A 23,059-nucleotide genomic window follows, 5' to 3' on the forward strand; every position below is an offset into this window, starting at 1 on the left:
GTGGTGCGCGGGGGCGGCCGGTCGCCGCCCCCGCGGTTGTCGCTACTTGAAGAGGGCGTTGACCTGTTTGTTCGCCTCGGTCAGCGACGCCTTCGCGTCCTTCTGGCCGAGCGCGACGCTCTGGATGGCGTCCTGCACGATCTGGCTGATCTCGGTGCCGTGGTAGCTGATCGGGAGGATGAACGTGCCGTCCTTCGCCTGCTGCTCGTCGAGGAACACCTGGGCGTTCAGGCCCTCCTGCTCCCGCACCTGGGCGGACTTCTCCGAGGCCTCCTTGATGGCCGGGAAGACGATGCCGGTCGCGGCCACGGTGTTCTGGCAGTCGGCGGAGGCCAGGTACTTGACCCACTCCCATGCCTGGTCCTTGTGCTTGGAGCCGGCGTAGATCGCGTCCGACAGGCCGTTGATCGCGGTCTTGCGTCCCTCGGGTCCGATGGGCAGCGGGGCGAATCCGAACTGGTCGGTCTTGCCCTTGTAGGAGGCGAGGTTGAACGAGCCGAGCGTGGTCAGCGCTCCGCCGCCGTTGTCGAGCACCTCGGAGCGGGCGAGCGTCGACTGCACGTCGAGCTTGGGCGCGTAGCCCTTCTGCGAGAGGTCGGCGAGCCACTGGACGGTGTCGGTGAGCTTCGACTGGTCGTAGTTGAATTTCGTGCCGAACGGGTTCTTGTCGGCGTAGTACCAGCCGTTGGAGACGGCGAGGTTGCCCCAACCGTTCTGACCCTGCGAGCCGTCGGCCCACTCCGGGAGGAAGCCGTAGGTCTTCACGTTGTTCTTGTCGAACGCGGGGTCGAGGCCGTTGTGGCCGTTCTTGTCGACCGTCAGCTTCGCGATCAGCTGCTCGAACGTCCCGCCGTCCTTCGCGTTCCAGGTCAGGTCCGAGAGCGACTTCTCGTCGACGCCGGCGGCGGCGAGGTCGGCCTTGTTGTAGACCAGGCCCATGGTGTCCCAGTCCTTCGGGAGGCCGTAGCGCGCGTCGTCGACCTTCCACAGGTCGGCGAGGCCGTCGACGTACTGCGAGAGGTCGACCTTGTCCTTCTTCACGTACGGCTCGATGTCGACGATCTGCTTGTCCTGCACGAACTGCGGGTAGTACGACACCTGGTCGACCCAGACGTCGGGCGCGCTGCCCGCGGCGATCTGCGTGGAGAGGTTGGTCCAGTACTGGCCCCAGGCGCTCTGGCTGATCTTGATCGTGATGTTCGGGTTGGCCTTCTCGAAGTCGGCGGCGCACTGCTGGTAGGCGGGCACCTGGGTGTCGTCCCACATCCAGTAGTTCAGGGTCACCTTCTCGTCGGATCCCGATCCCGAGCCCGAGGACGAGCAGGCCGAGACGCCGACCAGGAGTGCGGCGGCGGCGGCGATGGCGGCGACGCGACGTACCTTTGTCATTGTTTTCTCTCTCTGTGTTGGGTGGTGCATTGGGGGAGGTGCCTGGTCACTTGATGCCGGTGAAGTTGAGGGACTCCACGATCCGGCGGCCCAGGAAGATCAGCAGGATGAGCACGGGGATGACCGACAGGGTCGATCCGGCCATCAGGCCGGTCCAGTCGGGCTGGGTGTTCGGCGACTGCTGGAGGTAGACGCCGAGGGCGACGGTCATGGTGCGGACGCTCTCGTCGCGGCCGATGAGCAGCGGCCAGAGGTAGTCCTTCCACGCCCAGACCACCGTGATGAGGCCGATCGTGATCAGCGGCCCACGGCTCATCGGCAGGGCGATCCGCCAGAACACGCGAGCCTTGCCCGCCCCGTCGAGCATCGCGGCCTCCTCCACGTCCACCGGGATGTTGAGGAAGAACTGGCGCAGGAAGAACAGCGCGAACGGGGTCATCAGCAGGCTCGGCGCGACCATGCCCCACACCGTGTTCAGGAGGCCGAGGTCGCGGACGAGCACGAAGTTGGGCAGCAGCGTGAAGATGCCGGGGACCATCAGGGCGGCGATCAGGATCGAGAAGAGCACGTTGCGCCCCGGGAAGCGCAGACGGGCGAACGCATAGCCCGCCATCGCGCAGAACACGGTCTGGAAGAAGCCGATCAGAGCGCAGTACACGATCGAGTTCCACAGGTAGAGCAGGAAGTTGATCGAGGCGCCGGACCCGCCGGCGGCCTGGTCCTCGGCGGGGCTGAGGAAGCCGAGCACCCGGGCGAAGTTGATCAGGGTCGGGCTGCCCGGGAAGAGCGAGCCGGAGTCCTTGATCACGTCCGCGGCGGGCGTCAGCGCGGTCTTCAGCATCCAGTAGAAGGGGAAGAGCGTCAGGATCAGGGAGACGATCAGGACGATCCAGCCCAGGGTGCGCCCGATCGAGAACGGGCGGCGTTCGCGGCGGGCGGCGATGGCGCGGGCGGGTGCGGGAGGCTCGGCCGCCGGGTTCACGGTCGGCACGGTCGGCTGCGTTGTCGTCATGGCGGTGTCCTAGGCGAGCTGGGATTCGGAGGCGCGGAGGAGGCGGAGCTGCACGGCCGTCAGCACGCCGAGGATGATCACGAGGACGATGGCCATCGTGGCCGCGTAGCCCATGTGGAAGAAGGTGAACGCCTGTTGGTAGATGTAGTAGTAGATGACCCTCGTTGCGTTGACCGGACCTCCCTTGGTCGTCACCGCGACCGTGTCGAAGATCTGGAACGAGCCGATCAGCGACACCACGAGCACCAGCGCCATCACCGGCTTCAGCAGCGGGAGGGTGATGCGGGTGAACAGCCTCCACTCCCCCGCCCCGTCGAGCGACGCGCTCTCGTAGAGGTCGCCCGGGATCTGCAGCATCCCCGCATAGAAGAGGAGCGCCGTGTATCCGGTGAAGGCCCAGGTGTTGACGACCGAGATGGTCGGGATCGCGAGGGCCGGGCTGGTGAAGAAGCCGACCGCGGGGAGTCCCATCGCCGTGATGAGGTGGTTCACGAAGCCGAGGTTGGTGTCGAGCAGCCACAGCCAGATCAGCCCGACCGTCACGTTCGGGACGAGCCAGGGCAGCAGGAGCGTCGTCCGCAGCACGACCGACCGGGTGAGGCGGTGCATCAGCGCGGCGAGGAGGAGCGCCAGCGCCGTCTGCGTGGTGACGTTGACGACCACGTAGTAGAGCGTGACGCCCATGGAGTTCCAGAACTCCTTGTCCTGCAGCACGGCCACGTAGTTGTCGACACCGACGAACGACGGGTCGCCCAGGAGGCTGTAGTCGGTGAACGACCACCAGAACCCGCGGATCGTCGGGTACAGGTAGAAGACTGCGAAGCCGATGAGCACGGGGGCGATGAAGAGCCAGGCGACGCGGCGGTCGTCCCGCAGCCGGCGCCGCGGGGGTCGCGGGGCGCGGCCGCGGGTCGCGGCTCTCGGGAGGAGGGCTGTCATAGGTACCTCTCCGCGACCGGGACGAGCTGCTCGCCGTCGGCGCAGGGTCGAATTCGTCGGATCCACGAGCGATTCGCCGATCCGGAGGGCGCTCATCCGCGGTAAAGTCGGGTGAGCGAGTTAATTATGCAACTTGGCGTTAATAATGGCAAGGGCAAGGAGCGAGATGGCACGAGAGGCCGTGGTGCAGAGCGTCGAAGGGTCCGTCGGGAGCCGGTCGTTGCTGCGCCGGATGAACTCCTGGGGCATCCTGCGCGCCGTCATGGAGCGCCCGCAGACCATGCGCGACCTCGCCGCCGAGTCGGGCCTCTCGCGCACCGCCGTCGACGCGATCGTCACCGACCTGGTCGACCTCGGCTGGCTCGTGCCGTGGGACGGCTCCCCCGCCGGGCGGCTCGGCCGGCCCGCCGCCTCCTACCGCCTGGCGCCGGGGCTCGGCACGTTCCTCTCCCTCGACATCGGCGCCAACCACATCTACGCCGTCGTCACGGACCTCACCGGGCAGGTGCGCGGGCATCTCACCGTCCCGACCGAGGAGGAGGTGCCCGCAGAAGAGCGCGTCATCGCCGCCCTCGCCGTCGCCGACGACCTGCTCGGGAGCCTCGGCCTCGACCGCAGCGCGGCCTGGGCCATCGCCATCGGCTCGCCCGGTGCGATCAGCACCGCCGGCGAGGTCCTCCACTTCGGCGGCACCGGCATGCCCGGCTGGATCGGCCTCGACCTGCGCGAGCGTTTCCGCCGCGAGTTCGAGGCGGCGGTGCTGGTGGAGGGCGACGTCGCCCTCGGCGCGCACGCCGAGCTCGCGATCGGTGCGGCCCGCGACCGCAGCGACGTCGTCTACATCCTCTGCGGCGCCCGCACGAGCGGCGCCTCCATCGTCGGCGGCAAGGTGCACCGCGGCGTGCACGGCGCCGCGGGCATCGTCGGCGAGATGCGCGAGCTGCGCTGGCAGGAGCTCAACGAGCAGTACGGCAGCTCGGTGCTCGCCACTCCGCGCCCCAGCCGCCAGGAGATCTTCGAGGCCGCCCGCACCGGCGATCCCGCGGCCGTCGCCGCCGTCGACGAGTTCGCCGACGACCTCGCCACCGGCGCCGCCGCGCTCACGCTCGCCATCGATCCCGAGCTGCTCGTCATCGGCGGCGGCAGCTCCCCCAGCGCCGACGTCTTCCTCCCCCGCTTCGAGGAGACGCTGCGCGGGATCGTTCCGCTGCCGCCCGCGGTCATCGCCTCCACGCTCGGCTCGGAGGCCGTCGCCATGGGCGGCATCAGCCTCGCCGGCAACCACCTCCACTCGGTGCTCGAGGGAGCCGTCGTGGCGCGGGATGCGTTCCCCAGCCCGGCGGAGTCGGTGGAGCTGCTGCGCGCGGCGGGGTGACCGCCTACCGGCACTGCCCCGCGACGGCGATCTGCTCGTCGCTGGGACGCCCGTAAGCCTCGATGCCAGAGCCGCCGGTGTCGAAGCCCATGGCGATCGCCCAGGCTGTCGCCCACATCTCATCGTCCTCATTGAAGGTGGAGCTCCGGAAGAGCGCGTCGCACTCGGGTCGCACGACCTGAGCGTGGCCGACCTCGTGGGTGACGAGCGCTCGCGCGTCGACGTCGCCGCTCGACCAGCCGTCCTGCAGGGGGAAGTTGAGGTCGATGGTCGCCCAGCCGCCGTCCTCCCTGTGGTAACTCGTCGTGCCCGAATACCATCCCTCGCCGAGCCCGCTGACCTGGGCGTGCCACTCGAAGTCGAGGGTGACGCCGTGCGCGATGGACCGCGCGTATTCCTCGATCTGCGCTCGCACGGGGTAGGCCGGGTCCTGCCTTGCCGCCAGCCCCGCGGTGTTCGCGGCATCCACTCCATCGATCGCCGCGATGACCTGCACGAGGCCGGCGCCGCCGAACGTCGAGGTCGTCACCCCGGCCCCGCCGGCATCGATCGCGTGCCGCAGCCCGATCTTGCTGGCGTAGGTGGCGGCGTCGTCGGCGGTCATGACCTGCTCGCCGTGGGCCTTCAGCTCCGCGTAGACCGCGTCCGCGCTCGCGTTCAGAGCCTTCTGCGCCGCGTCGAGCGATGCCAGGTCGGCGGCGCGTGTGCGGCGGTCGGCATTCTCGTCCCGTGTCAGCGTCCGTTTGGCCGCGACGTCGGCGATGACCGTCCAGGGCATCAGATCGGCGCTCGGCGACGACACCGTCGGCGGATCGAACCGCACGGGATCGAGTCCGGCGGTCGCCGCCTCCAGCTTCGTCCGGGCATCGGCGAGTGCGGCCGCCGTCGCCTCTCCGAGGTAGGCCGGCCGGGCGTGGTCGGTGAACTCCTTCATCGAGGTGACCGAGTACTTCGCCTTGCTCAGCGCGGTCCCGCGCGCATCGGTCACCTCCGCCAGCGCCTTCGAAGCGGCCGTGGCCTCCTGATAGGCGACGGCCGTCCGGGAGGTCGCATACGCGTGCCACCCCCACCCGACTCCGGCGATCGCTCCGGCCGAGAGCAGTACCGACGCGACGATCCCGAGCACGAGGCCGTGCCGACGACGCTTCGCAGGTACCGCAGAAGGATCGCCCGGACCGTCGCTGTCGCTCTCGCTCGCGACCACGGCCTCGGGTATCGGCGTCTCCTCGTCGATCCCGTCGATCGCCGCGCGGCCGCCCGCGTCCACCTCGTCCATGTGCTCCCCCGTCACGCGCACCGCCTCCTCGGCGGTGCGGCATACCGTCATCAAAGATAGGACACCGTTGCGCTCCCACCCCGCCGCGGCTCCACCCCTTTCCGAGGGTCCGCCGCACGCGGTGATCGCCCGCGGTACGCAGATGGATCTCGCCCTCGCGGATGAAGCACGTCAACCGCTCGGATGACGATCCCGGCCCCGAAACCCGGAACGCTGAAGCCATGGGAAACGGGATGGTGCGACGGGGCGTCGATCGTGAGCGGGTCGGTTGATGGCCTGGACATCGGAGCTGGTCGTGCACGACGAGGCGATCCGGGCGAACACGGCGTACTTCGCGTCCGCCACGGGCGGTCGGCTGATGGCGGTGCTGAAGGCCGACGCGTTCGGGCACGGGGCGATCGCGCACTCGGTCCTGGAGGCCGGCGCCACCTCCATCGGCGTCACCTCCATCGACGAGGCGCTCGCCCTGCGTGCCGACGGGGTGAGCGCGCCCATCCTGAGCTGGCTCAACCCGGTCGACGCCGACTTCGCCGCCGCGGTGCTCGCGGATGTCGACCTCGCGGTGTCGAGCCCCGTGCTGCTGCACGCGGTCGCGCAGACGGCGGCACGGCTCGGGCGGCGCGCTCGCGTGCACCTGAACATCGATGTCGGCATGGCCAGGGAGGGCGCGCCCGTCGAAGCGTGGCCGGCGCTGTGCGCGATGGCCCGCGAGCTGGAGCACCTGGGCTCGCTCCACGTGGTCGGGGTCATGGCGCACATGTCGTGCGCAGACCGGCCCGGCCATCCCCAGAACCGACGCGAACGACTGCTCTTCGAAAACGCCGTCCGAACGGCGCGGCGTCGCGGGCTCGCGCCGTCGGTCACGCACCTCGCCGCGACCGCCGCCACGCTGACCGGAGTCGCGGAGGGCTTCGAGTTGCACCGCATCGGGGCGGGGCTGTTCGGAATCGACCCGTCGGGCACCTCCCGCGAGCTCCTGCCGGCGCTCTCCCTGACCACGCACGTCGTCACGTCGCGGGAGGTCGGGCCGGGGACCGGCATCGGCTACGGGCTCGACCATGTCGCCGAGCGGCGCACGCACCTCGCTCTGCTCCCGCTCGGATACGGCGATGGACTGCCCCGTGCGGCGTCCGAGCGCGCCGACGTGCTCGTGCGCGGCCGCCGCAGGCCCCTGGTCGGCCGGTTCTCGATGGACATGGTCGTCGTGGACACCGGGGAGGAGGAGGTCGCACCCGGCGAACCGGTCACGGTGTTCGGTCCCGGCGCGCACGGCGAGCCCACGGTCGCCGAGTGGGCCGGCTGGGCGGACACGATCGAGCACGAGATCGTCACGCGAGTGGGGAGCCGGGTGGCGCGCGTCCATCGCACCTCGACCACCGAGACGACAGAGACGGGCCGGACGACCCAGACGCCCGCGTCGACCCGTCAGGAGGCGGTCGATGCGTGAGCGGGAGGCGCTGCGGGTGGCGGTCATCGGCGGCGGGGCGAACGACGAGCACGACGTCTCGCTGGCATCGGCCGCGGCCGTCACGCGGGCCCTGCGCGCGCTCGGCCACGACGCGGTCCCGGTGACCATCGACCGATTCGGAGCATGGCTCGATCCCGACGGCGTCACCACGTCGGCGGTGGAGGCCATCGCGCTCCTCACCGCCTGCGATGTCGCCTTCCCGGTGCTGCACGGGGAGAACGGGGAGGACGGCTCGATCGCCGGCCTCCTGAGCATGACCGGCGTGCCGTTCGCCGGCTCGCCGGTGGGCGCCGGGGCGGTCGCCATGGACAAGTGGGTCACGAAGCTTGTCGCGGAGGCGATCGGGGTGCGCACCGCTCCCGCGGTTCTCGTCCGAGGGTCGGGCGATACCGCGCCCCTCACGCTGGACCCGCCGCTCGTGGTCAAGCCGACGACGGGTGGGTCGAGCAACGGGGTCGCGGTGGTCCGGGAGGCCGCTGATCTGGGCGCGGCGGTCGGTCTGGCCCTCGCGGCGGGTCGTGCCGCCCTGGTCGAGACCTTCGTCGTGGGCCGTGAGATCGACATCGCCCTCTTCCGCGACGCCGGCGGAATCCTCCGCGCCGGCGCCACGCTCGAGATCGGCGTCGCCGACGGCGCTGTGTTCGACCGCGAGCAGAAGTACGACGGCACCGCCTCCTTCACCCTGCCCGCGCGGATCACGGCGGACGAGCACGCCGAGATCGAGAGGGCCGCACGCGCCCTCTACGACACCCTCGGCTGCGCCGGAGTCGCCCGGTTCGACTTCTTCGTGACCGCGACGGGCGTGGTGCTCAACGAGGTGAACACGACGCCCGGATTCACCGAGGCATCGCAGGTGCCGCGGATGTACGCCGCCCTCGGACTCGGCTACGAACAGCTGGTCGAGGCGCTGCTCGACGCGGCCCTCACCGAGAGCCCCACGTCGGTGGAGATCGCTCGATGACGGATGCCACGTCGACCCCGGCCGCACGCGAGGGCTGGGGCGACGCGCTCAAGGGAGTGCTCATCGCGCTCGTCGTGCTGTGGCACGTGATCATGAAGAGCTATCTGAACATCGATTGGCAGCTCGGGGTGCCGGTCCCCGGCGGGTGGGGACTGTTCGGCGACCTGATCTGGCCGTTCCTGATGCCCCTCTTCCTGCTCGTCTCGGGATACTTCGCCGCGAACGCCTTCACCCGCCCGTGGGCGGTCGTCGCCCGCACGCGCGTCGTCCGGTTCCTCTACCTCTACCTGCTGTGGTCGCTCATCCACATGGCGGCGATGTGGGCATTCCCCGACTTCCCCACACTGGTCCCCCGCGGCGTCGCGGAGTTCGTCGAGTCCGTCACGATCAGCCCGCCGAACACCTGGTACCTCTACGCACTCGCGCTGTACTTCCTGGTCGCCAAGGCTCTCTCGCGTCTCCCCGCGTGGATACCCATCGCCGCAGCCGGCATCCTGTCGATCGTCGTCGCGGCCGGTTACGTGGAGGTCGTCAGCAATCGCGGTTCCCTGCTCTACAACTTCACGTTCTTCCTGCTCGGGCTGCACCTCGCGCCGCAGATCCGCCGGCTGGTCGACCGCCTGCGGCTCTCGATCGCCCTTCTGCTCGTCGCCGCCTACCTGGCCGTCTTCGCCGCGATGCGGCTCACCGGCACCGAGACCGTGCCCGGGGTGTGGCCGCTCGTCTCGGTCGTCGGCGTGACGGCCGGGCTCGCCGTCGCGCCGATCATCGCGCGGATGCGGCTCGTCGGGCCGGGGCTGGCCTGGCTGGGGCGCCGCAGCCTCCCGATCTACCTGATCCACATGCCGCTGCTCGCCCTGGCCGACTTCCTGCTGGCGGGCTGGCTGTCGGACTCCCGGGTCGCCGTGCAGCTGGTGGCGGCCGTGGTGCTGCCCGTGATCCTCACGGCCGTCCTGATCGCCGGGAGCCTCCTGCTGTACCGCCTGCTGCTGCGGGATGGGGCGACCTGGCTGTTCGACCTCCCGCGCTGGGCGACGAGGACCGCTCCGGGCGCCGGCCGGAGGTGGCGCGCGCCGTGGCGGACCGCGATGGCCGTCGTCCTGCTCGTGGCGTGCGGTCTCGTGACCGCCGGAGCGACGGCGATCCCCGGCTGCGGGCCGACCCCGCCCACGCAAGCCGCCGCGCGCCCGGGAGAGGTCACCATCGGCGCCACCGGGGATCTGCTCATCCACGACATCGGTCACGGGGTGCCGGAGGACGGCGGGGCGCACCACTTCGACGCGGTCCGCCCCTGGTTCACCGGCGACCTCGTGACGGGGAACCTGGAGCAGGTGATCTCCGACGACACCGGATACGACAAGTGCGGCACCGACGCGGACTGTCTCGCCTTCCGCAGCGACCCCGCGACCGCACAGTACTTCGCCGGGTTCGATCTCCTGAACATGGCGAACAACCACACCAAGGACTTCGGCGACGAGGGCTACGCGAACACCCGGGAGAACCTCGCCGCGAACGGCATCCGCGCCGTGGGCGACCGCGACGAGATCGTGTGCACCCGGATCGGCGACACCACCGTCGCCATGATCGGCTTCGCCCCGTACCAGGGCTTCAACCGGGTGACCGATCTGCGGCACGTCCGGAAGGTGGTGGCCGCGGCCGCGGCATCGGCGGATGTGGTGGTGGTGCAGGCGCACATGGGCGCCGAGGGTCCGAACGCGAACGCCGTCACCCCCGGCGTCGAGCGGATGTACGGCGAGAATCGGGGCGACCCCGTCGCGTTCGCCCACGCCGCGGTCGACGCGGGAGCGGACCTCGTGCTCGGGCACGGGCCGCACACGCTGCGCGGCGCGGAGTTCTACAAGGGACGGCTGATCGCGTACAGCCTCGGCAACTTCGGGGGCGGCGGCGTCTTCGGCGCCGAGCAGGCGACCCGCTACGGGGTCTACCTCGATGTGAGCCTCCACCCCGACGGCACCTTCGCGCGCGGCCGGATGCGCTCCATCCACTTCGCTTTCGAGGGCGGCGCACCCCTCCCGGACCCGGACGGCCGGGCCGCCGCGCTGGTGGACGACTTCAGCCGCCGCGACTTCCCTATGACGGCACCCCGCATCGGCGAGGACGGCACGCTCTCGCCACCGGGCCCGCGCTGATCAGCCGCCGAGGTTCACGTTGTGGCGCTCATTCCGGGCGGAATGAGCGCCACAACGTGAACGTCAGGCGAAGAGCACGGGCGCGTCGAAGACCGCGGCGCCCGGCACCTGCGCGTTGGCCGCACCGATCTCGGCTGCGACGGTGAGCGCGCGCCCGAGGTCGGCGCCGGCGTCGAGCGACCCGACCAGGCCGGCGAGGTAGCAGTCCCCGCTCCCCACGGCGAAGAGCCCGGGGCGGTCGACGGGCGGCACCGCGATGAACTCCCCGGCAGCGGTCGCGGCGACAGAGCCCGCCTCCCCGTCGGTGACGACGGCGATCCCCGCGCCGCGCTCGACGAGCTGGCGGGCGGAGAGTTCCCGATCGGAGGCGCCGGTCAGGTCGGCCGCCTCGTGGCGGTTCACCTTGACGAGCCGCGGGCGGGCCCGGTCGATGATCTCGCCCAGCGCGGGGCCGTGCACGTCGATCGCGAGCAGCACGCCGCGGTCGGCCTCGGCGGCCAGGATGGCGGCGAACTCGGCCGCATCCGTGCCGACGGGCATGGCGCCCGAGACGGTGAGCCACTCCCCGGGCGCAACGGCTCCCAGCCGCTCCGCGACGGCCTCGAGCGGCACGTCGAACTCGGTGACCGGCTCGTAGAACTCCGTCAGGCGCCGCGCACCGGTGTCGCACGCGGTGATGCACAGCCGCGTCTCGACGGCGGTCGGGATGCGGTCGACCTCCACATCGCTGCCGGTCAGCAGGTCGGCGACCAGGTCGCCGATCCGCCCGCCGAGCGGTGCGACGGCGCGGGTCCGCGCCCCGAGCAGAGCGAGCGCCCGGGCGACGTTGAGCGATTTGCCTCCGGCCGAGCGGATGACGACGGGAGGGCGGTGGATGCCGCCGAGCTGCACCTCGTCGAGCACGTAGACGACGTCGAGGGCCGGGGTCAGCCCGAACGTGTGGATGGTCATACTCTCGCCTCCGCGAGCTCGTCGCGGGTGGCCTGCGCGCCGGTCCCGCCGGTCCCGCGCACGGAGAGGGATCCTGCGACCGCGGCCCAGCGCAGCCGGTCGGCCTCCTCCTCCACGCCCTCCAGGACGGCCGCGAGATAGCCCGCGTCGAAGCTGTCGCCCGCGCCGGTCGTGTCGACCACGTCGAGCACCAGCCCGGGAGCCTCGCCGCTGCGCCGGCCGCCCTCGAAGGCGACGCCGCCGTCGGCACCCGCCTTGACGACGACACGGCAGCCCAGAGCGGAGAGCGCGGCGGCGGCCTCGTCGAGGTCGTCGTGGGCTCGCCCGTCGACCGCCGTGGCGATGGCCAGCGCCTCCTCACGGTTGGGCAGGAACACATCCACGCGCGGCAGCACCTCGTGCAGGCCCGCCCAGCGTTCGGCCGGATCCCAGTTGGTGTCCAGGCTGATCGTGGCCCCCGTCGCTGAGATCTCGTCGAGCAGCGCGGGCAGCTCGGCGGCGAGGCCCGGGAGCAGGAAGTACGAGGCGACGTGCACGTGCCGCGGCCGCAACCGGGCGAGCGTCGCGCGCACCGCCTCCGCCGTCAGCACGGGGATGGTGCCGGGCAGCGTCAGGATGGCGCGGTCGCCCGGCTCGGAGAGCACGACCGAGAGCCCGGTGGGCCGCTCCGCGTCGATCTCCACGGCCGACACATCCACGCCGCCGTCGCGCAGGCGGTCCAGCACGACCGAGCCGAACTGGTCCGCACCGACGACCGCCGCGAGCGCCGTGCGCACGCCCAGCCGGGCCAGACCGCACGCGACGATCGCGGCGCTGCCGCCGAGCAGCAGCTCCGCCGAGTCGAGCAGCTGCTCCGCCTGGCCGAACCGCGGCACCGTGTCGCCGGTGAGCAGGAGGTCGGGGTTGGCGTCGCCGACGACCAGCACGTCCACAGCAGCATCCGTCACGCCGGTCATCCCTTGAGTCCCGAGAAGGTCATCGTCGCGATGAACTGCCGCTGCGCGAACAGGAAGAACAGGATGAGGGGAAGCGTGGCGATCACGTTGCCCGCCATGATGAGGCTCCAATCGGTCTGGTGCGCGCCCTGGAAGTTCGCGATGCCCAGCTGCAGCGTGAACGACGACGGGTCGTTGATCGCGATCAGGGGCCAGACGAGGTCGTTCCACGCGCCGAGCAGCGTGAAGATCGCGAGCGTGGCGAGCGCGGGCCGGGCGAGCGGCAGCACGATGCGGAAGAACACCTGCCAGCGGTTGCAGCCGTCGATCGCACCGGCCTCCTCCAGCTCCGCGGGGAGGGAGAGGAAGAATTGGCGCATCAGGAAGATCCCGAAGGCTGTGGCCAGCCAGGGCACGATCGCCGCGCCGAGCCCGTTCAGCAGGCCGAGCTTGGCGAACAGGATGTAGGTCGGGATCATCAGCAGCTGGGTCGGGATCATGATCGTCGCGAGGATCATGAGGAACCCGAAGTTGCGCCCGGCGAACCGCAACCGGGCGAACCCGTAGCCGGCCAGCGAGCACAGGATGATGTTCGACACGATCGCGGTCGCCGACACGACGACGGTGTTGCCGAGCCAGAGCAGGATGTCCGTCTGACCGAACAGCTTCGCGTAGCCGTCCAGCGTGAAGTGCGACGGGATGAACGGCGGCGGGAACGCCACCAGTTCCTTCGCCGGCGAGAACGACGCCAGCGCCATCTGCGCGAACGGCACCAGGAACAGGATCGCGATCGGGAACAGCACGAAGTGCCACCCGCTGAGCTTGCGCTTCCGCGAGCGCGGCTGCGGCTCGTCCGCGACCTGGCGGGCGGCCTGCGAGACCTCGTCGAGAACCGTCGTCATCAGAACGCCTCCGAACCGCGGCGACGCTGGACGACCACGACGCCGATGGTGATGAGCAGCGTCACCGCGAAGAGCACGTAGGCCGCGGCCGAGCCGTAGCCGAACTCCAGCGCGTGGAACGCCTTGTCGTACAGGAAGTAGACGATCGTCTTCGTCGCGTCGAGGGGCCCGCCGCGGGTCGTCGTGTAGACGAGGTCGAAGAGCTGGATCGCCTGGATGGTCTGCCAGACCGCCACGAACGCGGTCACCGGAGCGAGCTGCGGCCAGACGATCCTCCAGAACGTCTGCCACCGGTTCGCGCCGTCGATGCGGGCGGCCTCGATCAGGTCGCCGGGCACATCCTGCAGCGCCGCCAGGTAGATGACGGTCGTGAAGGCCGCGGACCCCCAGAGCGACATGATCGCGATGACGAGCATGGCCTGCTTCGGGTCGTCGAGCCAGCCCTGCTGCGGCAGGTGCAGCACGCGCAGCACGTTGTTCACGAGACCGAACTGCGGGCTGAACAGGTAGGTCGAGAGGATGCCGGTGGAGGCCGCCGACGCGACGAACGGGACGAAGATCGCGGTGCGGTAGAAGCCCATCCACCGGATGCGCCGGTTGAGCGCGACGGCGAGGAAGAGGCCAAGCAGCACCGACGCCGGCACGAACAGGAGGGTGAAGCCCACGGTGTTGAGCACGGCGTTGCCGAACTCCGCGTCGCCGATCAGCTGCGCGTAGTTGTCGCCGCCGACCCAGGTCGCCTCACTGAACCCGTCCCAGTCCTGGAACGAGAGCACGAACGCCCAGACCGCGGGGAAGATCGAGAGGCCGAGGATGATGATGGTCGCCGGGGCGACGAAGCCCCAGCCGGTGAGCGCCGAGGTGAGCCCGCGGCGCCGACGCGCCTTCCGCGCCCCGGCGGCGTCCGAAGACGCGCCGGGCCGCGGGAGCGCATGGGCGGTGGTGTCTGCCATTCGCGTGTCCCCGCCGCTCCTACTTGTCCTTGGCCAGGGCCGCGTCCGCCGTCTTCGCGGCCTGTTCGAGGGCCGCCTTCGGCTCACCCTCGCCCTGGAGCACCTGCGAGATCGACTTGCCGACGGCGACAGACAGGGCCGCGTATCCCTTCGTCGTCGGGCGGGTCTGCTTCACGTTCGCCGAGTTGGCGACGAACACCTCGTAGCCGGGGTACTCCGCGGCCTCCTTGGCGACCGCCTCGGACGACGCCTCCGACGAGCGCAGCGGGAGGTTGCCGATCGCGACGTTGAAGCGCTCGTCCTGCTCGGCCGAGGTCAGCCACTGGGCGAACTGGGTGGCCCAGTACGCGCGGTTCTTGTCGTGGTGATCGAAGAGCGCCCAGATGTCGGGGCCCGACACGGTCTGGTGGTCGCCGTTCGTGCCCGGGAGCGGGACGACGCCGTACTTCGTGCCGCCGGTCTTGAGGTCCGAGAGCTGCCACGGACCGGAGGTGATCATCCCGATGCGGTCGTTGACGAACAGCTGTCCGAACTTCACATCCGTCTGGTCGAGGTAGACGCTTTTGTCGTCGACGGCCATCGAGCGGAGGAACGACAGGGCGTCGTCACCGGCCGGGGAGGCGAACTCCGCCTTGGTGGCGTCGTCGTTCAGGATGGCGCCGCCGTTCTGCCAGAGGTGCGGCCAGTACTGCCAGGTGGTCTCCTCGCTGCCCGACACGGAGTAGCCGTAGCCGTAGATGTGGTTGGCCTCGTCGGTCAGCTTCTTCGCCGCCGTGCGGAAGTCGTCCCACGTCCAGTCGGCCGTCGGGTACGCCAGGCCGGCCTTGTCGAAGAGGGTCTTGTTGTAGAGCAGGCCGATGTTGTCGACGACCGCGGGGAAGCCGATGACCTTCTTGCCCGTCGGCTGCGCGGTGCCGCGGGCGGCCGCGGTGAACTCGTCCCACTTCACCTCCGGCTTCTTCACGTCGGCCGAGATGTCGAGCGTGCGTCCCGAGTCCTCCAGCTGCCCGGCCCACGAGCCGAACGCGTAGGACATGTCGGGGTACTGGTCGCCTGCGAAGCCGGCGGACAGCTTCTGCAGCAGCTGGTCGGTCGAGGAGGCTCCCGGGGAGAGGTTGATCGTGACGTTCGGGTGCTCCTTCTCGAACTCCTTCGCGAGCCCCACGATGACCTTCTGAGCGGCGTCGGCCTGTCCCGACCACACCTCGATCTCGACCTTGGCCTTCGTGTCGAGCGTGGTCGCGCCCTGCGAGCCGCTGCACCCGGCGAGTGCGGCGACGCCCACGGTGGCGGCGAGGACGGCGGTGGCGCGGAGCGCCCTCCGGCGGAATGGGGTCAGCATCTTCGGTTCTCCCTTGTGATTCTGCTGGTGTCGGATTCTGTCCTGCCCGGCTGCGGGTCAGTCGGGCACGACGGAGCGGGCTGCGGGGTCAGCCCAGCACGATGGAACGGGTCAGGTGGCGCGGAGCATCGGGGTTCAGGCCGGCGCGCTCGGCGACGGCGACGGCGAGACGCTGCGCCTGGGCGAGCTCGATCAGCGGGTCGGAGGCGCTCACGCGGACCGTGGCGCCGGTGCGCTCGATGTCGGCGACGAGGCTCTGCTCGGAGGGTCCGATGATCCAGACGAGCGAGCGCTCGTCGGCCACGGCGAGCGGGCCGTGCCGGTAGTCGAGCGCCGGGTACGACTCGGCCCAGGCCTGCGCGGCCTCGCGGATCTTGAGGGCGGCCTCCTGGGCCAGGCCGTAGGTCCAGCCGCTGCCGAGGTAGACGAAGTGCGTGCGGCCGTCGAGGTCGACGTCGAGCGGACGGCCGAGCACGGCGGCGGCCTCGTCGGGGAGAGCGCTGACGTCCTGACCCACGGCGTGGCGGGCGAGGAGGAGGAAGGTGGTCGGGAAGCGGGTCTGCACGACCGACTCCTCGTCGGCGAAGTCGAGCAGCAGCACGTCGTCGGCGCGCTGGGCGACCGGCGAGTCCGCCACACCCGTGACGGCGATGGTGCGCACGCCGGCCGGGATGACGTCGAGCGCATCCAGGACCTCGGTCGTGGTGCCCGAGCGGCTGAGCAGGAGCACGGCGTCGTAGTCGCGCCACGTCCAGGGCTCCGACGCGTAGGCCGCATCGGTGATGCCGAGGCCGGCGCCCTCGCGGAGGTAGGCGAACGACTCGGCGACGAATGCGGAGGTGCCGCAGCCGAGCACGAGCATGCTCTCGCCGGGACGAGCGAGCAGCGCGGTCGCGATGTCGGCGCGGGTGGTGAGCGCTTCGCGCCAGATGTCCGGCTGGCTGGCGATTTCGCTGGAGGTGAGTGTCACGAGGTGCTCCTGTGGGTCGGTGGCGGTGCTGCGCACTCCGTTGCGCGTTGGACTTATCATTGGCGGACATTGAGCGTTTGACAACGAAACTGTGCAGATCGCTCACTATGCCTGATCGTTTGTTACAGAGAGGTTTCGCATGCCCCACAACGACCCGCTCGAGGCCGGCCGCGCGCCGCTCGCCGACCTGCGACTCGCCGACTGGGCGCCCCGCAGCCAGTTGCGTGCCCGGGCGACCGCCGTGCCCCGGCCCGCGCATCCCGTGGTCGACATCCACAACCACCTCGGCCGGTGGCTGACCGACGGCGGATGGATGATCGACGACGTGCCCGCGCTGGTCGCGCTCATGGACGAATGCGGCGTCGAGACGATCGTCAACCTCGACGGGCTCTGGGGCGAGGAGGTCACGGCGAACGTCGAGCGGTACGACCGGGCGTACGACGGCCGGTTCGTCACGTTCTGCCAGCTGGAGTGGGAGCTCCTCGCCGAGCCCGGCGGGGTGGCGCGACTGATCGCGTCGCTCGACGACAGCGCGGCTCGCGGCGCCCGGGGCGTCAAGGTGTGGAAGAGCCTCGGCCTGACCGTGCGCGACGCCGACGGCTCGCTGATCCTCCCGGACGACCCGCGCGTGATCGAGGTGCCGGCGCACGCGGGCGGGCTCGGCCTCCCGGTGCTCATTCACACGGCCGACCCGATCGCCTTCTTCGAGCCGCTCGACCGGCACAACGAGCGGCTCGACGAGCTCGCCGGCGTCCCGGAATGGTGGTTCGGCGATGCGTCGCTGCACCCGACGTTCGACCGCCTGCTGGCGGCGCATGCCGCGCTCGTGCTGGCCTGCCCGGGGACGACCTTCATCGGTGCGCACGCCGGCTGCGCCGCCGAGGATCTCGACCGCGTCGAGCGCCTCCTCGTCGCCGCGCCGAACTACACGATCGACACCGCCGGGCGCATGGCGGAGCTCGGGCGGCAGCCGCGGCGCTTCGCGCGGCTCGTCGCCGACCATCCCGACCGCGTGCTCTTCGGCACCGACATCTACCCGGTGACGGCGGACCAGTACCGCCTGCACTACCGGTTCTTCGAGAGCGCCGACGAGGGCTTCGGCTACGACCCCGACAGCGAGGTGCCGGGCCAGGGCCGCTGGGACGTCTCCGCCCTCGCGCTCGACCCGAGCCTCCTGGAGGCGGTGTACCGCGGCAACGCGCGCCGCGTCCTCGGCCTCTGACCCCGCGCTCTAACCCCCGCGAGATTTGTGCTCGCCGCGTTGCGCATTCGTGCCGAATCGCGGGAAAGCGCATCGCTTTCCCGCGATTCGGCACGAATGTCGCGCGCTAAGAGGCGGGGAGGCGGGAGTCGACGACGCGGCAGAAGCGCGCGACGAGGTCCGCCATGGCGGCGCGCGCGTCGCGCGTGTACTTGCGTGGGTCCACGGCGTCGGGCTGCGCAGCCAGCGCCTCCCGCAGCGATGCCGTGAAGGCGATGTTGAGCGCCGTTCCGACGTTGACCTTGCGGATGCCGGCGGCGACCGCATCCGCGATGATCGCGTCGGCGACGCCCGACGAGCCGTGCAGCACGAGCGGCACCGGGACGGCCACGGCGAGCCGCGCGATCAGCTCGAGGTCGAGCTGCGCCGAGCGGTCGCGCATGGCGTGCGAGCTGCCGACCGCGACGGCCAGGCCGTCCACGCCGGTGGCGGCGACGAAGGCCGCCGCCTCGTCCGGGTCGGTGCGCACTCCGGGCGCGTGCGCGCCGTCCTTGCCGCCGATCTCGCCGAGCTCGGCCTCCACCCAGACCCCCACGTCATGGGCGCGCGCCACGACCTCGCGCGTCGCCGCCACGTTGTCGGCGTAGGGGAGGCGGGAGGCGTCGAACATGATCGACCCGACGCCGAACTCCTGCGCGCGGTCGAGCACGCGCGCGACGAGAGCGCGATCCTCGATGTGGTCGAGGTGGATGCCGAGCGGCGACCCGGAGGCCTCCGCGGCCTCCCGGCACGCGGCCAGCAGCGGCTCCGGAGCACCGCGGAACGCGATGGCGTTCTCGCTGAGCTGCAGGAGCGCGGCCGAGCCGGCCTCCGCCGCCCCGGCCGCCACGGCCTCCACGTGATCGAGCGAGAGCACGTTGAACGCCGCTACGGCGCTGCCGCTGGCACCCGCCGCCGCGACGAGCTCTCGCGTCGGCGCGAGCGTCACCGGGCCGCCTCGAGCGTGCCGCCGAGGGCGACCGGCAGGAGCGCCGCGTGGCGAGCGGTCAGCTCGTCACACAGCGCCCAGATCTGCTCCGGGGTGAGGGACGACGACGCGTTCGGGTCGGTCAGCACGGCGCGGCGCACGAGCTCGGGGTCGCCCGTGCGGGCGGCCTCGATCGCGAGCTCGGCGACCGACAGGTAGGTGCGGTTGAGCGCAGCGCCCTGCACCGGGATGGAGCCGAACGGCAGCGGGTGCACGCCGCTCGCGTCGACCCGGCTGGGCACCTCGACGACCGCCCCCTGCGGGAGGTTGTCGATCAGCCCGTCGTTGACCACGTTGGCGTGGATGATCCGCTCGGTGCCGGTGAGGATCGAGTGGATGACCTGGGGCGCGTACTCGGCGGCGCCCTCCTCCAGCTCCAGCGGCTCCCCCGCGGCGAGTGCGGCCCGGGCGTGCTCGAACTCGGCGACGTTCTCCTCCGAGATGCCGATGTACTCGAGCGGTCGCAGGCGGAACCGCTCGATCTGCTCGGGCGAGCGCAGGAACCAGTCCAGGTACTCGGACGAGTGCTCGCTGGTCTCGGTCGGGTAGTAGCCGATGCGCGTGAAGATCTCGACGCGCACGCGGCGGCGCAGCTCGGGATCGCGCTCGATGGCCTCCCGGAGGCGGGGGTAGAGGTCCTCGCCGTCGCGCGACCACTCGACGAGCCACGCCTGGTGGTTGACGCCCGCGGCGCGGTAGTGGGTCCCCTCCATCGGCACGCCGATCAGCGCGCAGAGGTCGTGGACCGTCCAGTAGACGCTGTGGCAGAGGCCGACAGTCTTGATGGAGGGCGCCACGACCGACATCCACCACACGTTCATCGCCATCGGGTTCGTGTAGTTGAGGAACCAGGCGTCGGGGCAGAGGTCGAGCATGTCGGCGGCGATGCCGGAGAGCACGGGGAAGGTGCGCAGTGCGCGGAACACGCCGCCGACACCGGTCGTGTCGCCGATCGTCTGCAGCAGGCCGGCCGCGGCCGGGACCTCCAGGTCGACCCGGGTGGCGTCGATGCCGCCGACCTGGATCATGTTGACCACGAAGTCCGCGCCCGTCAGGGCCTCCCGGCGGTCGAGCGTCGCCACGATCTCCGCGGTGCGCCCGAAGCGCGCGGCCACCTGCTCGGCGGTGCCCTGGGCGACGTGGAGGCGCTCGGCGTCGATGTCGTGCAGCACGATGCGCAGCGGCGGCAGGTCGTCGAAACGGAACAGGTCGGCGAGGAGCTGGCGGGTGAAGACGACGCTCCCGGCTCCGAGGAAGACAATCTGAGGCATGCTGCGATCCTGCGATAGTGTGTCTACTCCGCGCAACAGATTGAGCGATTCGCAGGTAAAGTGATCATATCGAGTGATCGATTCGCTCCCTCGGTGCCGGACCGACTCTCCGCACCACCCACTCCTCGAAAGGACGGGCCCATGGTCGCACCCGCCGCCGAATCACTGATCGCCCGCGTCACCTCCGGCCGGCGCGCCCAGCGGATGGTCGCCATCCTCGATCTGATCTCCGAGCGCGGCACGATCAGCCTCGCCGAGCTCTCCGAGACCCTCGACATCTCCGCGGCCACCGCGCGCCGCGACCTCTCCGACCTCGCCGATCAGAACCTCATCCTGCGCACCCACGGCGGGGCCTCCGCCCTGGAGCGCGGCCGCGAGATCCCCGTCGCCCTGCGCGACACCCGGTTCCAGGATGCGAAGCGCGCGATCGCTAAGGCGATGGTCAGGAGGCTGCCCGCCGAGCGCCACGTCGTCGCACTGAGCGGCGGCACCACCACCGCGGGTGTCGCCCGCGCGCTCGCCAACCACCGCGACATCGCGGTCGTGACCAACTCCCTCAGCATCGCGGGACTGCTCTCCGGCTATCCCGGGGTGCGCGTCGTGATGACCGGCGGCTTCCTGCGGCCGCAGTCGCTGGAGCTGGTGGGGGCACTCGCCGAGAGCACGTTCAACGCGGTCAACGTCGGCACCGCCATCCTCGGCGCCGACGGCATCAGCGCGACCAGCGGCGTGACGACGCACGACGAGACCGAGGCGCGGACCAACCGCGCGATGGTCGCGAAGGCGCAGCGCACCGTGGTCGTCGCCGACGGCTCGAAGATCGGCGGCGTCGCGCTCGCGCAGATGGCCGACATCGAGCAGGTCGAGATGCTCATCACGGACAGCTCGGCCGACCCCGACGAGCTCGAGCGGCTGCGCGCCGCGGGCGTGCAGGTCGTCCTCGCCGACGAGGAGTGACGCGACTGCTGCGTCGCGGTACGTCTGCGGTCGCTCGCGCCGCCGCCGATGTCCCCGGGAGCAGCAGTCGCTCCTCGGTCAGCGCTCAGGCGGTGGCGAGGCGGGTGTTGATCACGTCCGAGTACGAGTCGATGTAGGAGTGCACGCTCTCGTGGATGTGGAACTGCGTGTGCGCGAGCCGCGCCTCCTGCGACCGGAGCAGCGCACGGGCCGCCGCGCGACGGGAGCGCACCCGCGCGAGCGAGATCGCCGCGCCGGTGAGCACACCTGCTGCAGCGACTCCTGCAGCGATGCCGACCACGAGCGACCACGGCTCGGTGAGCGACGCGGCCGCCGCGGCCCACAGGCCCGCGCCGATCGCGACCAGCAGCACGACATCCACCACGATCGCCGTGCGGACGAGCGCGAACCGGCTCGTCGCGAGCAGGGCCCTCGCCTCGGCGATCTCGCGCTCCTGCTGGCGGCGGCGCTCCTTCGCCCAGTGGAGGTCGCGCTCGTGGCGGCGGTTGAGACGCTGAGCGGCGTCGTGGGCGCGGTCGTAGGCATGCGTGTGCACAGTGTGTCCTTCGGGTAGACGTGACTGCTGTCGGGTATCGGGTGTCGCCGGTGGTGCCGTGGTGCCTGTGGTGCCGTGGTGCCTGGTGCGTGTGCCGGGTGAAGCGGGGGCGTGCGCGGATCGGGTACCGCGCACGATGGCGGCGGGCTCGGCCGGGTTTCGGGTCCGGCGTCGCTCGCGCCAGACCGAGCATAGCTAGACGGACAGGTCTGTGGGCTGTTTGGAGGACACGAATTTGTACCCCAAATCGGGCGACACGCGTGCGGCGCATCATCCTCTGGGCTGACCTCCCCCACCGAGGGTTCGTCCCACCGGGCGACGCGGCGCGACCCGTCCGCGCGATGGACTGGGACCATGAAGACAGCCACCTCTCCCGGCCAGGTCGCCCGCATCATCGCACTCGCCCTTCCGCTCGCCGCTCTCGCCGCCCTCACCGCGTCGAACAGCGGCAGCGTCGTCGCCGTCGTGGTCGCCGTCACCGCAGCCGTCGTCACCCCGATCGCCCTGCATCTGCTGACCCGGGTCGCCACACGGCGGATCGGCTCGGCCTCCCTCCCGCGTGGCGTGTGGATCGCCGTGACCGCCGCGCTGTGGTTCGGGATCGCCGGGGCGCTCGCGATGGGCCAGCACTTCCTGAGCGTGGAGGCCGGCCCCGGCGAGCTGCTGTTCCTCCGGCTCGCGGGTGCGGCCTGGCTCGGCGCGACCGTCGCGCTGCTGCTCTCGCTGGTCTTCGCCGTGGCGATGACCGTGCGCCTGATCGCCGGGCCGCGTCCGGCGCTCGCCTAGCCGCCCTCCTTCCCCACCTCCCGAGGTTGCCGTCGTTGCGGTCATTCCGGCCGGTTTGACCGCCACATCGTGAACTTCGATGGTCAGAGGCGGAGGATCGAGGGACGCGGGAGACCGAGGTCCTCCAGCAGGTCGCCCAGCAGCCGGTCGAGCTCGAAGCCGGCCTGCGTGATCTTGTTGTTGCCGAAGGCCTTCAGCGCCGAGCTGGGCTGGTCGAACGCCACGACGGTGCGCGAACCGCGGGCGTGCAGCTCCAGCCGCACGGGCGTGTACAGCGTGGTGCCGGGATCGTGACGGAACATCCGCGCGGCCGTCACGTAGTCGCCGAGCAGGTACCCGGCGGCCGCCAGGTCGGCACCGCCGACGCGCATCACCGGCGTGGGGTCGTACGTCCAGAACCGCACGAGCGCGCCGGGGCCCGAGACCTCCCGGGTCAGCTGGGCCCAGGAGGCTCCCGACCGCAGCAGCGTGGCCAGCCGCCGCTCGTCGAGGGGCGGGACCTCCCGCTCCAGCGCGGCACGCAGCGCGACGAACGGCGTCTCCGCCTCGAGCTCGACGCGGTTCACGGTCACGGGGACGATGCGCTCGGTCGAGGGAGTGGTCACCCCTCCATCCTCGTCCCCACCTCCCGAGTACGC

Annotated in this window: 21 protein-coding genes; 7 read left to right on the forward strand and 14 right to left on the reverse strand. The window is 71.0% G+C overall.

Annotated features, from left to right (window positions below; all coding sequences use genetic code 11):
• Positions 1–42 precede the first annotated feature (42 nt).
• The 3 genes from FHX33_RS16805 to FHX33_RS16815 are packed head-to-tail and all read right to left on the reverse strand — an operon-like array spanning position 43 to position 3,340.
• Positions 43–1,389 carry an ABC transporter substrate-binding protein gene (locus tag FHX33_RS16805; protein WP_021764410.1) on the reverse strand — a complete coding sequence of 449 codons (1,347 nt, stop codon included), beginning with the start codon at positions 1,387–1,389 and terminating at the stop codon, positions 43–45.
• Positions 1,390–1,435: 46 nt separating this feature from the next.
• Entirely contained in the window at positions 1,436–2,401 is a 966-nt protein-coding gene (locus tag FHX33_RS16810; RefSeq protein WP_021764409.1) for a carbohydrate ABC transporter permease, read from the reverse strand.
• 9 nt (positions 2,402–2,410) lie between these two features.
• The gene (locus tag FHX33_RS16815; RefSeq protein WP_021764408.1) at positions 2,411–3,340 is read right to left on the reverse strand and encodes a carbohydrate ABC transporter permease; all 930 of its coding nucleotides are present in this window, start codon (positions 3,338–3,340) and stop codon (positions 2,411–2,413) included.
• 166 nt (positions 3,341–3,506) lie between these two features.
• Here FHX33_RS16815 and FHX33_RS16820 point away from each other — a divergent pair, with 166 nt between their 5' ends.
• Positions 3,507–4,715: an ROK family transcriptional regulator gene (locus tag FHX33_RS16820; protein WP_183428751.1), complete on the forward strand. Its 1,209-nt coding sequence runs from the start codon at positions 3,507–3,509 to the stop codon at positions 4,713–4,715.
• A 4-nt stretch (positions 4,716–4,719) separates the two neighbouring features.
• On the opposite strand, the gene FHX33_RS16825 is transcribed toward FHX33_RS16820, so the two are convergent.
• Positions 4,720–6,042, reverse strand: a complete 1,323-nt coding sequence (locus FHX33_RS16825) for a hypothetical protein (RefSeq protein ID WP_021765627.1) — start codon at positions 6,040–6,042, stop codon at positions 4,720–4,722.
• Positions 6,043–6,262: 220 nt separating this feature from the next.
• Here FHX33_RS16825 and alr point away from each other — a divergent pair, with 220 nt between their 5' ends.
• Genes alr through FHX33_RS16840 form a run of 3 tightly spaced genes read left to right on the forward strand, consistent with a single transcriptional unit; the run spans position 6,263 to position 10,570 of the window.
• Positions 6,263–7,438 (forward strand): alanine racemase, encoded by a 1,176-nt coding sequence (gene alr, locus FHX33_RS16830; RefSeq protein WP_021765628.1) that lies wholly within the window; start codon positions 6,263–6,265, stop codon positions 7,436–7,438.
• On the forward strand, positions 7,431–8,420 hold the full coding sequence (locus tag FHX33_RS16835; protein WP_021765629.1) for a D-alanine--D-alanine ligase family protein: 990 nt from the start codon (positions 7,431–7,433) through the stop codon (positions 8,418–8,420). The genes alr and FHX33_RS16835 overlap by 8 nt, the downstream gene beginning before the upstream one ends.
• A complete protein-coding gene (locus FHX33_RS16840; protein WP_183428752.1) occupies positions 8,417–10,570 on the forward strand; it encodes a CapA family protein in 2,154 nt (717 codons plus the stop codon). Before FHX33_RS16835 ends, FHX33_RS16840 begins: the two co-directional genes overlap by 4 nt.
• A 63-nt stretch (positions 10,571–10,633) precedes the next feature.
• On the opposite strand, the gene FHX33_RS16845 is transcribed toward FHX33_RS16840, so the two are convergent.
• The 6 genes from FHX33_RS16845 to FHX33_RS16870 form a co-directional block, all read right to left on the reverse strand.
• Entirely contained in the window at positions 10,634–11,521 is an 888-nt protein-coding gene (locus FHX33_RS16845) for a 1-phosphofructokinase family hexose kinase (protein ID WP_021763436.1), read from the reverse strand.
• Positions 11,518–12,468, reverse strand: coding sequence for a carbohydrate kinase family protein (locus tag FHX33_RS16850; protein ID WP_338092042.1), 951 nt, complete (start codon positions 12,466–12,468; stop codon positions 11,518–11,520). Before FHX33_RS16850 ends, FHX33_RS16845 begins: the two co-directional genes overlap by 4 nt.
• Before the next feature lie 5 nt (positions 12,469–12,473).
• Positions 12,474–13,358 (reverse strand): carbohydrate ABC transporter permease, encoded by an 885-nt coding sequence (locus FHX33_RS16855; RefSeq protein ID WP_021764302.1) that lies wholly within the window; start codon positions 13,356–13,358, stop codon positions 12,474–12,476.
• A complete protein-coding gene (locus tag FHX33_RS16860; RefSeq protein WP_021764303.1) occupies positions 13,358–14,311 on the reverse strand; it encodes a carbohydrate ABC transporter permease in 954 nt (317 codons plus the stop codon). Before FHX33_RS16860 ends, FHX33_RS16855 begins: the two co-directional genes overlap by 1 nt.
• Before the next feature lie 19 nt (positions 14,312–14,330).
• A complete protein-coding gene (locus FHX33_RS16865; protein ID WP_021764304.1) occupies positions 14,331–15,653 on the reverse strand; it encodes an ABC transporter substrate-binding protein in 1,323 nt (440 codons plus the stop codon).
• A gap of 88 nt (positions 15,654–15,741) precedes the next feature.
• A complete protein-coding gene (locus FHX33_RS16870) occupies positions 15,742–16,623 on the reverse strand; it encodes an SIS domain-containing protein (RefSeq protein ID WP_039923202.1) in 882 nt (293 codons plus the stop codon).
• 139 nt (positions 16,624–16,762) lie between these two features.
• On the opposite strand from FHX33_RS16870, the gene FHX33_RS16875 reads away from it, so the two are divergent.
• Complete coding sequence (locus FHX33_RS16875; RefSeq protein WP_021764306.1) at positions 16,763–17,845, forward strand: amidohydrolase family protein; 1,083 nt, start codon at positions 16,763–16,765, stop codon at positions 17,843–17,845.
• 106 nt (positions 17,846–17,951) lie between these two features.
• Here FHX33_RS16875 and FHX33_RS16880 read toward each other — a convergent pair whose 3' ends face one another.
• Positions 17,952–18,812 (reverse strand): class II fructose-bisphosphate aldolase, encoded by an 861-nt coding sequence (locus FHX33_RS16880; protein WP_183428754.1) that lies wholly within the window; start codon positions 18,810–18,812, stop codon positions 17,952–17,954.
• Positions 18,809–20,122: an alpha-galactosidase gene (melA, locus tag FHX33_RS16885; RefSeq protein ID WP_183428755.1), complete on the reverse strand. Its 1,314-nt coding sequence runs from the start codon at positions 20,120–20,122 to the stop codon at positions 18,809–18,811. Before melA ends, FHX33_RS16880 begins: the two co-directional genes overlap by 4 nt.
• Positions 20,123–20,263: 141 nt before the next feature.
• Between melA and FHX33_RS16890 the strand changes: the two genes are divergently transcribed.
• Positions 20,264–21,079 carry a DeoR/GlpR family DNA-binding transcription regulator gene (locus tag FHX33_RS16890; RefSeq protein ID WP_021765722.1) on the forward strand — a complete coding sequence of 272 codons (816 nt, stop codon included), beginning with the start codon at positions 20,264–20,266 and terminating at the stop codon, positions 21,077–21,079.
• Positions 21,080–21,164: 85 nt separating this feature from the next.
• Here the strand turns inward: FHX33_RS16890 and FHX33_RS16895 are convergent, their stop codons facing one another.
• Positions 21,165–21,635 (reverse strand): hypothetical protein, encoded by a 471-nt coding sequence (locus FHX33_RS16895; RefSeq protein WP_021765723.1) that lies wholly within the window; start codon positions 21,633–21,635, stop codon positions 21,165–21,167.
• Positions 21,636–21,989: 354 nt separating this feature from the next.
• On the opposite strand from FHX33_RS16895, the gene FHX33_RS16900 reads away from it, so the two are divergent.
• Positions 21,990–22,421: a hypothetical protein gene (locus FHX33_RS16900; RefSeq protein WP_021765724.1), complete on the forward strand. Its 432-nt coding sequence runs from the start codon at positions 21,990–21,992 to the stop codon at positions 22,419–22,421.
• Between the two features lie 83 nt (positions 22,422–22,504).
• On the opposite strand, the gene FHX33_RS16905 is transcribed toward FHX33_RS16900, so the two are convergent.
• Complete coding sequence (locus FHX33_RS16905; protein WP_021765725.1) at positions 22,505–23,026, reverse strand: hypothetical protein; 522 nt, start codon at positions 23,024–23,026, stop codon at positions 22,505–22,507.
• Between the last annotated feature and the right edge of the window lie 33 nt (positions 23,027–23,059).

Source organism: Leifsonia aquatica, from assembly GCF_014190775.1.
GTDB classification, from domain to species: domain Bacteria; phylum Actinomycetota; class Actinomycetes; order Actinomycetales; family Microbacteriaceae; genus Leifsonia; species Leifsonia aquatica.